The organism is Micrococcus sp. LASM2_SD2, assembly GCF_057364565.1.
In genome coordinates this window covers 1-10,718 of the sequence record NZ_JBNFOB010000060.1, presented here as the reverse complement: position 1 = coordinate 10,718, position 10,718 = coordinate 1, and the positions used below count along the sequence as shown (strand labels likewise).

General features: G+C 71.7%; 9 protein-coding genes, 1 tRNA gene and 1 pseudogene. 2 read left to right on the top strand and 9 right to left on the bottom strand.

Annotation, left to right across the window (positions count from 1 at the left end; genetic code table 11):
- Positions 1-27 precede the first annotated feature (27 nt).
- The 8 genes and pseudogenes from mnhG to dcd all read right to left on the bottom strand — a co-directional run bounded on the left by mnhG (position 28) and on the right by dcd (position 8,867).
- Positions 28-465 (bottom strand): monovalent cation/H(+) antiporter subunit G, encoded by a 438-nt coding sequence (mnhG, locus tag AC2W7A_RS05135; RefSeq protein ID WP_485990405.1) that lies wholly within the window; start codon positions 463-465, stop codon positions 28-30.
- Positions 458-829, bottom strand: coding sequence for an MrpF/PhaF family protein (locus AC2W7A_RS05130; RefSeq protein WP_485990404.1), 372 nt, complete (start codon positions 827-829; stop codon positions 458-460). The genes mnhG and AC2W7A_RS05130 overlap by 8 nt, the downstream gene beginning before the upstream one ends.
- The gene (locus AC2W7A_RS05125) at positions 826-1,491 is read right to left on the bottom strand and encodes a Na+/H+ antiporter subunit E (RefSeq protein ID WP_485990403.1); all 666 of its coding nucleotides are present in this window, start codon (positions 1,489-1,491) and stop codon (positions 826-828) included. The genes AC2W7A_RS05130 and AC2W7A_RS05125 overlap by 4 nt, the downstream gene beginning before the upstream one ends.
- On the bottom strand, positions 1,478-3,106 hold the full coding sequence (locus tag AC2W7A_RS05120) for a Na+/H+ antiporter subunit D (protein ID WP_485990408.1): 1,629 nt from the start codon (positions 3,104-3,106) through the stop codon (positions 1,478-1,480). The genes AC2W7A_RS05125 and AC2W7A_RS05120 overlap by 14 nt, the downstream gene beginning before the upstream one ends.
- Positions 3,107-3,108: 2 nt before the next feature.
- Positions 3,109-3,717 carry a Na(+)/H(+) antiporter subunit C gene (locus tag AC2W7A_RS05115; protein WP_485990407.1) on the bottom strand — a complete coding sequence of 203 codons (609 nt, stop codon included), beginning with the start codon at positions 3,715-3,717 and terminating at the stop codon, positions 3,109-3,111.
- Positions 3,718-3,819: 102 nt separating this feature from the next.
- Positions 3,820-6,888, bottom strand: a pseudogene (locus AC2W7A_RS05110) (Na+/H+ antiporter subunit A); the annotation flags it as partial.
- Positions 6,889-6,929: 41 nt separating this feature from the next.
- Positions 6,930-8,279: an MFS transporter gene (locus AC2W7A_RS05105; protein WP_485990402.1), complete on the bottom strand. Its 1,350-nt coding sequence runs from the start codon at positions 8,277-8,279 to the stop codon at positions 6,930-6,932.
- A 6-nt stretch (positions 8,280-8,285) separates the two neighbouring features.
- On the bottom strand, positions 8,286-8,867 hold the full coding sequence (gene dcd / locus AC2W7A_RS05100; protein WP_485990406.1) for a dCTP deaminase: 582 nt from the start codon (positions 8,865-8,867) through the stop codon (positions 8,286-8,288).
- 89 nt (positions 8,868-8,956) lie between these two features.
- Here dcd and AC2W7A_RS05095 point away from each other — a divergent pair.
- Both AC2W7A_RS05095 and AC2W7A_RS05090 read left to right on the top strand, forming a co-directional pair.
- Positions 8,957-9,027 (top strand) — tRNA-Gly (locus AC2W7A_RS05095).
- A gap of 77 nt (positions 9,028-9,104) precedes the next feature.
- Positions 9,105-10,121: an AEC family transporter gene (locus AC2W7A_RS05090; protein WP_485990401.1), complete on the top strand. Its 1,017-nt coding sequence runs from the start codon at positions 9,105-9,107 to the stop codon at positions 10,119-10,121.
- Between the two features lie 93 nt (positions 10,122-10,214).
- Here AC2W7A_RS05090 and AC2W7A_RS05085 read toward each other — a convergent pair.
- A partial coding sequence (locus AC2W7A_RS05085; RefSeq protein WP_485990400.1) for a hypothetical protein occupies positions 10,215-10,718 on the bottom strand: 504 nt, incomplete at its 5' end.

The following is a 10,718-nucleotide window of genomic DNA, read 5'->3' as shown; positions in this document are numbered from 1 at the left end:
GTCGTGGGCGGGGCTGGGCAGGGGACGTCAGTCCCGGGAGGACGTGCCCGGTGCGGGCCTCCGGTCAGCGGGCACGACCGGCTGGGGCGCCGTGTCCGAGGGGTGCTCGCTGTGCCGGCCGCTGCGGACGACCGCGGCGAGCTCGTCCCGGTACAGCAGCTCACGCTTGACGTGACGGGTGCGGTAGCCGGCGCGGGCGACGAGGTGGGCCGCGACCGGGGCCGTGACCATCTGCAGCAGCCAGGCGAAGACCAGGATCGGCAGCCACACCCAGGCACGCCACACGACCGCCAGCCCGGCGAGCATCAGCAGCAGGCCGAGCACCTGCGGCTTCGCGGCGGCATGGATGCGGGAGAGCAGGTCCGGCAACACGGTCAGGCCCACGCCGGCGATCAGGGACAGCGCCGCGCCGGCGATGAGCAGGACGGCCGCGACGGTGTCCCAGAGCAGGGCGGAGTCAGCCACGGCGGTCCTCCTTCGCGTCGGCGGGCATGCGGGGTGCGCGGTCGGCGGTGGAGGGATCGGGGCGCATCTGCGCGCCGGCCTCCTGGGAGTGGTCCGGCCGGTTGTCCTCCACGAAGCGGGCGAGGGTCACCGACCCGACGAACCCGACCATGGAGGCGAGGACGACCAGCACGATGGTGTTCGTGTGCCGGTTGACCGCCATGTCCAGGATCAGGGCGCCGGAGAGCACCACCAGCAGGACGTCCGAGGCGATGGCCCGGTCCAGCAGCGACGGCCCGCGGACAATGCGCAGGATGGAGCCGGCCGCGCCCACGGCCAGCATCACGCCGCCCACGACGGCGGCCACGAACAGGGGCGTGCTCATCGGCGGCCTCCTTCCTCGGTCCCGACGGCCGGACGGTGGATGTGCGGGGGATGACGGCGGTGGTCGTCCAGGTCCGCGTAGGGCGGGGCGCTGTCCGGGTACCGGCGGACCAGCTCGAGGTCTTCCGCCGAGCCGATCGCACGGATGGCGCGGGCCTCCACGGCCAGGGCGTTCGCCTGGATCCGGTCCAGACGCTCCTGCCCCATGGCGTCCAGGCAGTGCAGGTACAGGGTGGCGGTGGAACGGTCCACGTCCAGGACGATCGAGCCCGGCACGAGCGCGAGCGCATGGCTGGTCACGGTGACGATCAGGTCGTCGTGGCTGCGCAGGCGCACCTCCACGATCGAGTGCCGGGAGGACCGTGGGCGCAGCAGCACCACGGTGGAGACCGCGATCGAGGCGACCACGACGTCCTTGAGGAACGTGGCCGTGAAGACGAGGATCCACCAGGGGTGGAACCGCCCCGGGAACTGCACCGGCGGGAGTGGGAACAGGGCCTTGACGAGCACGGTGAACACGAGCCCCATGACCACGACGCCCGGACTGAAGTCCTGCCACAGGGCACACCAGAGCAGCACGGTGAAGAGGACGACGGGCCATTGGGGCAGGAGGCGGCGCATGCCCGTGGGGCGGGTGTCCGCGGCGGTGTCAGCGTCCGTCATGTCCCTCCTCCGCGGGGTCGTGGGCGAGGTCCTCCGCAGCCTGCTCCGCCGCGGCGTCGCCCAGCACGGCGGTGATGTACGGGGTGCGGTCCATCATGTCCTCCGCCGCACGGTCGGAGAGGTCGTAGAGCGGTCCGGCGAACACCGTGAACGCCACGCCGAGCGTCACCAGGCCCGCGGTGGGCAGGACGAGCCCCATGCTGAGCGGCTTCGGCCGGCGGCCTGCGGCCTTGGTCCGCTGGTATGCGGAGACGAGCTGGGCCGGGGGATGCTCGACGTCCTCGATGCGGCGCCAGAACGCGCGAGCCCAGGCACGGACCACGACGAGCAGGGTCATGAGGGACACCACCACGGAGACCGCGACGAGGACCCACGCCAGCGGGGTCGCCAGCTCGATGCCTCCGGCCAGCAGGCCGATCTTGCCGAAGAACCCGGAGAACGGGGGGATGCCGGCGAGGTTCATGGCCGGGATGAAGAACAGCACGGCCACCAGGGGCGAGACGAACGCCAGGGAGCCGAGCCGGTCGATGTTGGCCGTGCCGGCCCGGTTCTCGATCAGCCCCGTGACCAGGAACAGGCCGGTCTGCACCGTGATGTGGTGCGCCACGTAGAACACGGTGGCGGCGAGGCCCAGCTGGGACGCCAGCCCCAGGCCGAAGATCATGTAGCCGATGTGCGAGACCAGCGTGAAGGACAGGATTCGCTTCAGGTCCGACTGCGCCAGCGCACCGAGGATGCCGACCACCATGGTCAGCGCCGCCACGATCATCAGCAGCGCGTTGACGTGCTCGCCGGGGAAGAGCAGGGTCTCCGTGCGGATGAGCGCGTAGACGCCCACCTTGGTGAGCAGGCCCGCGAACACCGCGGTGACCGGGGCCGGGGCGGTGGGATAGGAGTCCGGCAGCCAGAAGGACAGCGGGAAGACGGCCGCCTTGATGGCGAAGCCCACCAGCAGCATCACGTGCAGGACCATCTGCACGTCCGTGGGCAGCTGGCCGAGCTTGCCGGCCAGGTCCGCCATGTTCACGGTGCCGGTGGCGGCGTAGATCATGGCGATGGCCACGAGGAACACCACGGAGGAGATCACGGACACCACCACGTAGGTGGTGCCGGCCCGGATGCGCTGTCCGGTGCCGCCGAGCGTGAGGAGCACGTAGGAGGCCGTCAGCAGGATCTCGAAGCCCACGTAGAGGTTGAACAGGTCTCCGGCCAGGAACGCGTTGGACACGCCCGCCACCAGGATCAGGAAGGTCGGGTGGAAGATCGAGACGGGGCCGCCCTCGTCCTCGTCCACCACGCCCTGGGCGGTGGCGTAGAGGAGCACCGCCAGGGTGATCAGCGAGGAGATCACCAGCATCAGGGCGGAGAGCCGGTCCACCACCAGGGAGACGCCGAGCGGTGGGGCCCAGGCGCCGATGTTCACGGCGGCGGCGCCGGTCTTCCAGACGACGGCGAGCAGCCCGATGTTGAGCACCAACGTCAGGGCGAGGGTCAGGATGGTGACGGTGATCTGCGCCCGCGGCCGGCGCACCAGGGTGAAGGTCAGCGCCGCGCCGAGCACGGGCAGCAGGACGGCCAGCGGCGCCAGGTCCGTCAGCGGGGTCGAGCCGAGCATGATCACGGGCGATCACGCTCCTCGAGCGCGGTGTCCCCCGGGTGGTCGCCGTCCGTGGCCTCGGTGGGGACGCCCCGGTTGACCTGCTTCGCGGCCCCGGCCTTGCCGGCGGGGTGGCTGCGGCGGGCCGCGACCTCCCGCACGGTCCTGCGGCGCTCCGAGGTGTGCTCGTAGTCCGCGTTCGGGTCGAGGGAGTCGTCCAGGAACTCGGAGGTCTCCTCCTCCAGCTCCGCGTCCTCCTCCGCGTCGAAGGCCTCCTGGGTCGCCACCTTGACGTCCTCGGGGTCCACCGCCACCACGTCCTCGCGGCTGAGCAGCCAGGAGCGGTAGATCATCGCCACCAGGAACGCCGTGACGGCGAACCCGATCACGATCGCGGTGAGCATGAGCGCCTGCGGCAGGGGGTCCGAGTAGGTCGCCGGGTCCTTGCCCTCGACGCGGATCGGGGCGTCGCCGGAGCGGCCGCCGGTGACCAGCAGCAGCATGATGGATGCGTTGGTGATCAGCATGATGCCGAGCAGGATGCGCGTGAGGGTGCGCTCGAGCAGCATGTAGATGCCGCCGGCGAACATGACGCCCATGGCGACCAGCAGTGCCAGGTCGACGCTCATCATCGTCCGGCCTCCTCTGCGGTCGTGGGGGTGTGGGTGGGTCTTCCTGCGGCCAGCACGTCGCTGCCCGGCCGGCCGGCGACGGCGCCGGGACACGCCGGTGCGGTGGTGCCGGCGCCTGCGGTGGCGCCGCGCCTTCTCCCGCGCGATCCGAGCCTCGTCCCCGCGGCGGTCGATCTCGGAGCCGAGGGAGCGGAGCACGTCCACGACCAGGCCGACGACCACGAGGTACACGCCGATGTCGAACACCGTGGCCGTGACCAGCTTGACGTCGCCGAGCAGCCAGAGGTCGTGGAACTCGACGTAGGCGGACTGGAGGACCTGGCCGCCGAAGAACAGCGGCATCAGGCCCGCCAGCGATGCGAGGGCGAGCCCGGCGCCGAGCAGCACGCCGGCGGGGACCTTGAGGGCGGCCTGCAGCTCGTAGCGGCCGCCGGCGAGGTACCTCAGGGTGAGGGCCAGGCCCGCCAGCAGGCCGCCGGCGAAGCCGCCGCCGGGGGTGTTGTGACCGGCCAGCAGCAGGTACAGGGAGAAGAGCACCATCGAGTGGAACATCAGGCGCGTGACGACCTCGAACACGATGGACCGGCGCTCGGGGGCCAGGGTGCGGCCGCCCTCGAGCCAGGCCGACGAATCGTCCACCGCGAAGCGGCGCACGGTCGAGAGCACGGCGGTGCCCATCGCGGACTCGGCGGTGATGCGCCCCACCGAGCCGGTCTTCACGTCGGACAGGGACCGTCCGCGGCGGTCCCGGTGCTGGAGGAAGATCAGCGAGGCGACGCCGGTGGCGGCCGCGGCCAGCACGGTGATCTCCCCCCACGTGTCCCAGGCACGGATGTCCACCAGGATCACGTTCACCACGTTGGTGCCGTAGCCCTCCGTGTAGGCGAGCTCGGGCATGCGCAGGGAGACGGGCTCGGCGGTGCGGGCGGCGAGGGAGGTGGCGGCGACCCACATCATCACCAGGGCGAAGGACACCGCGATCGCCAGACGGGGCCCGCGGCGGGTCTTCCCGGACGAGCGCTTGTCCCAGCTCGCGGGCAGGGTGCGCAGGCCCAGCACGAGGGTGACGAGGATGATGGTCTCCACCAGGACCTGGGTGATCGCCAGGTCCGGGGCACCGCGGAGCGCGAAGATCGCCGCGGCTCCGTAGCCGGTGATGGCCACCAGGAGGGCGGCCACGAATCGTCGGTGCGCGCGGACCGCGCCGACGGTGCCGACGGCGATCGTCAGGACCACGAAGGCCTGGGCCGCGTCCTCCGCGACCACGAGGTCCGCCTGCGTCCACAGGGTCGCGATGTGACGGTCGTGCTCCCCTGCCGGGAAGAGCATGAAGAACAGCGGCAGGGCCAGGGCCACCGTCAGGATGATGCCGAGGTAGGCGCTCAGGGAGCCCGTCTGGGTGCGACCGGTGACCCACACCGCGACCTCGTCCAGCAGGCCGACGAGCCGCTGGTAGGTCTTCGCCGCGTCCACGGGGAACTGGACGCGGGCCTGGGCCGCCTCGACGCGGGTGCGATGCCAGGCCAGCAGCAGTCCGGCGCCGACGATTGCCGCCGAGAGCGCGAGGATCGGGGTCAGCCCGTGCCACAGGGCGAGGTAGGCCGGCTTCTGTTCAGGGTCGAGCGGTGCGACCGCGCCGGTGTGGGCGGTGATGACCTGCTCGATGGGGCCGGGGACCACGGCCAGCGCCAGGCAGAGGACCGTGAGCACCATGGCCGGTCCGATCTCCAGCGCGGTGACCGGGGTGTGGAAGGCGGTCGCGGGGACCGGGCGGACGGCACCGTCCTCGCCCTCCTCGTGCTTGGTGGCGAAGGCGCCCCAGAGGAAGCGGCATGTATAGGCCACGGTGAGCACGGAGCCGAGGGAGAGGACCACCAGCGGGGTCCAGGCCCAGACGGTGCCGCCGTGCTCGGCGGTGTGGTGGGCGGCCTCGAGGACGGACTCCTTGGCCACGAAGCCGAACAGCGGGGGCAGCCCGGCCATCGAGGCCGCGGCCACCGCGGTCATGCCGGCCAGGACCTTGTGCCGACGCCCGATGCCGGAGAGCTTCCGCACGTCACGGGTGCCGGTCTCATGGTCGATGATGCCGACCACCATGAACAGCGGCGCCTTGAACAGGGTGTGGGCGATCAGCATCGCGAGTCCGGCCATGGCGGCGTCCCGGGTGCCGAAGCCGTTGGCCACCATGAGGAAGCCGAGCTGGGAGACGGTGCCGTAGGCGAGCACGAGCTTGATGTCCGTCTGCCGCAGGGCGCGGTAGCCGCCCACCACGAGGGTCGCCAGGCCGACGCCGAGCACGAGGACCTGCCAGCTGACCAGACCGGCGTAGGCCGGGGCGAGGCGGGCCACGAGGAAGATCCCGGCCTTCACCATGGCGGCGGCGTGCAGGTAGGCCGAGACCGGCGTCGGCGCCGCCATGGCCGCGGGCAGCCAGAAGTGGAACGGGATCTGCGCGGACTTCGTCAGCGCGCCGATCAGCACGAGGGCGACGGCCCATTCCGCGTAGCCGCGCAGGGCCGGGTCGGCGAGCAGCCCGGGGGCCGCCGCCAGGACGCCGGAGACCTTCCACGAGCCGGCCTGGATGCCCAGCATGAGCAGGCCGACCAGCATGGCGAGGCCGCCGAAGGTGGTGACGATCAGCGCCTGGATGGCCGAACGGCGGGCGAAGATGCGCTGTCCCGCATAGCCGATGAGCAGGAAGGACAGGACCGAGGTGATCTCCCAGAAGGTGTAGAGCACCATCAGGTCGTCCGTGGTCACCAGGCCGAACATCGCGCCGGCGAAGGCCAGCAGCTGGCCGCCGAAGACGGCGTTCTTCTTCTCATGCGTGCGGAAGTACCGGGCGCAGTAGGCCAGCACCAGCGCGCCCACGCCGAGCACGATCAGGGACATGAACGCGGAGAGCGCGTCCAGCCGGAAGCTCAGGGACACGTCCAGGAACGGGACCCAGGCGATGTCGCGCACCAGCCCCGCTGCCTGCGCGGGAACCGGCTCCCCGGCATCGATCGCTGACTGCAGCGCGAAGACGTCCGGCAGGCGGGTCAGGAGCCAGACGAAGCCGGCCGCGGGCACCGCGGCGAGCACGTAGAACCCCTGCCGGCCGGTGAAGCGGAAGATCCAGGGCGCCACCATAGAGACCGCGAACAGGGCGATCAGGGTGACGAGCATGGGGTCCCTTCGTCAGCGAGCAGGCGAGGGTCCTCCCCAGTCTAGCGATGCGTCTGCACCTCACCGACGGGCTGTCGGGGGTTGTTCACTCTGAGCAACAAAAGTCCGCCGGCGAGCATGACCACCACGATGGTCGGGATGATCCAGCGCTGGTCCCCGGTGATCGCCAGGGCCACCGAGGACAGGGCGGGCGTGATGAACCCGACCGCTCGGCCGGTGGTCGCGTAGAGGCCGAACAGCTCGCCGGCGGTCTGCGGGGTGGTGAGGCGGCCGAGGAACGCCCGCGACGCGGACTGCACCGGCCCCACGAACAGGCACAGCACGAGCCCGCCGATCCAGAACGCCGGCGGCCCGTCGGAGAAGAACAACACCACGGCGGAGACGCACATCGCGGCCAGGGAGCCGAGGATCACCGCCCGCGGGCCGATCCGGTCGTCCAGCCAGCCGCCCGCGAAGGCGCCCGCGGCGGCCACCACGTTCGCCACGATCGCGAAGATGATCACGTCTGCGTCGTCGATGCCGAAGACCGTGGTGCCCAGGATGGCCCCGTAGACGAACACCGCGCCCACGCCGTCCCGGAAGACGGCCGAGGAGGCCAGGAACATCAGGGTGTTCCGGTCCTCGTGCCACAGGCGACGCAGCCGCTCCCACAGCGCCCGGTAGGAGCCCAGCACGGTCTCGGCCGGGGCCCCGGCGCCCTCGGCCTGCGCGGCCTTCGGGCGCGGCACGGCGAGCAGCACCGGCAGCGAGAACACCAGGAACCAGACGGCGGCCACCACGGCCACCGCGCGGATGTTGAGGGACTCGTCCTGCGGGATCCCGAACCAGGCGGTGTCCCCGGAGACGAAGCCGACGTAGACGATCAGCAGCAGCACGATGCCGCCGAGGTAGCCGGCGCCCCAGCCGATGCCCGAGATCCGGCCTACCGTCTCCCTGGTGGAGATCTGCACCAGGATCGCGTTGATCTGCACCTCGGCGAACTCGAAGAACACCGTGCCGATGCTGAGCAGGACCACGCCGAGCAGCAGGTGCTGCTCGGTCGGGGCCACGAAGAAGCTCAGCCCCGTCACGGCGATCACCACCGCGGTGTTCAGTGCCAGCCACAGCTTCCGCCGGCCGCCCTGGTCCGCCCGCCGTCCCATCACCGGGGCCGTCAGCGCGATGATCACCCCGGCCACGGCCATGCCGCGGGAGAGCCACTCGGTGCCGCGGGCATCGGGGCCGAAGGCCGCGGAGGAGAGGTAGGTGCCGAAGACGAAGGTGACCATGACCGCGTTGAAGGCGGCCGAGCCCCAGTCCCATGCCGCCCACGCGGCGACCTGTCGCCTGGAGACGGAGGCGCGCTCCGTCGTCGTTCCCTCGGTGTGCACGGGGTCCACGGCGGAGCTCATCTCGGCTCAGCCCTCGATCACGGTGCGGTGGAAGTTCAGGTGCGAGCGCGACGCGGTCGGTCCGCGCTGGCCCTGGTAGCGGTTGAGGTAGGGCCCGGAGCCGTACGGGTGCTCGGCGGCGGAGGAGAGCCGGAAGAAGCAGAGCTGGCCGACCTTCATGCCCGGCCACAGCTTGATCGGCAGGGTCGCGGTGTTGGACAGCTCGAGGGTGACGTGGCCGGAGAACCCGGGGTCGATGAACCCGGCGGTCGAGTGGGTCAGCAGCCCCAGGCGGCCGAGGGAGGACTTGCCCTCCAGGCGGGCGGCGATGTCGTCCGGGAGGGTGACCTGCTCGTAGGTGGCGCCGAGGACGAACTCGCCCGGGTGCAGCACGAACGCCTCGTTCGGGGCGACCTCCACCAGGCGGGTCAGCTCCGGCTGCTCCACCGAGGGGTCGATGTGCGCGTACCGATGGTTGTCGAAGAGCCGGAAGAAGCGGTCCAGGCGCACGTCGATGGACGCGGGCTGGACGAACGCCGGGTCATAGGGGTCCAGGGCCACGCGGCCGGCGTCGAGTTCGGCGCGGATGTCACGGTCGGAGAGCAACACAGGATCACCGTAGCGCAGGACCGGCCCGGACGTGATGCCGGTCATGGCGCATCCCGGACGCCGGCGCGGTGTACAGTGGGGAGGCACCTGCGGGCGTAGCTCAATGGTAGAGCGCTTGCTTCCCAAGCAAGATACGCGGGTTCGATTCCCGTCGCCCGCTCTCCGCATCGTTCGCCCCTGACCCACGTGGGTCCGGGGCCGAACGCATGTCCGCCCCCTGCCGCCGAGGAGGTCCGCATGGCCGAGGTGCTCTCCGGCTTCGCCGTGATCTGGGTGATCATCGGCGTGGGCTTCCTCACCGGACGCACGGGCGTGCTCGGCGCGGAGGGCCGGACAGTGCTCTCCCGCACGGCGTTCTTCATCGGCTCCCCCGCCCTGCTGTTCACCACGCTGTCCCAGGCGGACGTGGCGGAGGTCCTCGGCCCGCAGCTGTGGGTGGCGACCGCCTCCGCGTTCGTGTGCGCCGCCGCGTTCATGCTGGTGGCCCGGTTCGTGCTGCCTGCCCGGACCGGCTCCGAGCGGGTGATCGCCGCGCTGAGCTCCTCGATGGTGAACTCGGCGAACCTCGGCCTGCCGATCGCCGCCTACGTCCTCGGGGACGCCGCCCTGGCCGCGCCGGTGATCCTCTTCCAGCTTGCGGTCTACACGCCGGTCTACATCACCGCGGTGGAGGCCGCGCTCGCCGCGGAATCCCGCCGGGCGGAGTCGGACCGGGCCCCGCTTCCCGACGACGGCCGCTCGCCCTCCGCGCATCGCTCCCCCTCCGCCTACGGCCGGTTCCGCCGGGTGGCGAGCCAGCTGGGGCAGACCGCGCGCAACCCGATGATCGTCGGCTCGATCCTCGGCCTGGTCTTCTCCGCCTCCGGCTGGTCCCTGCCGGCGCCGCTGTGGGACTCGGTGGAGCTGATCGGCGGCCTGTCCATCCCCGCGATGCTCATCGCGTTCGGCATGTCCCTGGCCGACTCGCGGCCGCTGCGCCGCGCCGACGGGCGCGTCGGGGACGCCCTGCTTGCCTCCGCGATGAAGCTGGTGGCGCACCCGGTGATCGCCTGGCTGATCGGCGCGTTCGTGGTGGGGCTGGACGGCCGAGAGCTGATGATCGCCGTGGTGCTGGCATCCCTGCCCACCGCGCAGAACGTGTTCGTGGCGGCGGTGCGCTACGAGACCGGCCAGGTGGTCGCCAAGGACACCGTCCTGGTGACCACGGTGCTGGCGATCCCGGCCATGATGGTCGTCGCCCTGATCTTCGCCTGAGCCGGCCCCGCCGGAGGCGGTCCCACGAGCAGACATACGCCGGCAGCCGGAGGCGCGCGGCCGTCGTCGGGAAGGACTGCCTGGTGGGACGGCTCAGCGGGCCGCCGGAGCGGCGCGCCGGCCGGCGAGCAGTTCGCGCACCAGCACCGCGACGCCGACGAGGGCGAGCAGGTACACCACCCAGGAGAGCCGGGAGTGGTCGGCCCCGCCGATGCCGTAGGTGTCCGCCAGGCCCATGCCCATGTGGAAGGAGGCAAGCCAGTAGGCCGGGGCGGCCAGGGCCAGCAGCATCCCGCCGGCCGCGGCCAGGACGGAGCGGGAGACCTCATAGCGGTCGATCGTGAACCAGGCGAGGATCCCCGCGGCGGCCAGCCCGGCCACGTGCATGAGGGCGGCGAACCACTGGCCGGACAGCTCGCCGGCGGCACCGAGGTCCGCGTAGACCTCCCCGAGTCCCCTGCCGTCCGGGGCCGCGGCCAGCGGGTTGGCCACCCCAGATCTGCACGGCCGAGAGCACCACGGCCAGCGCGATGAGCCCGGCGAGCACCAGGCCGATGCGGCGCCGGCGGTGGTGGGGCGGCCACGTCGGGCGAGGTC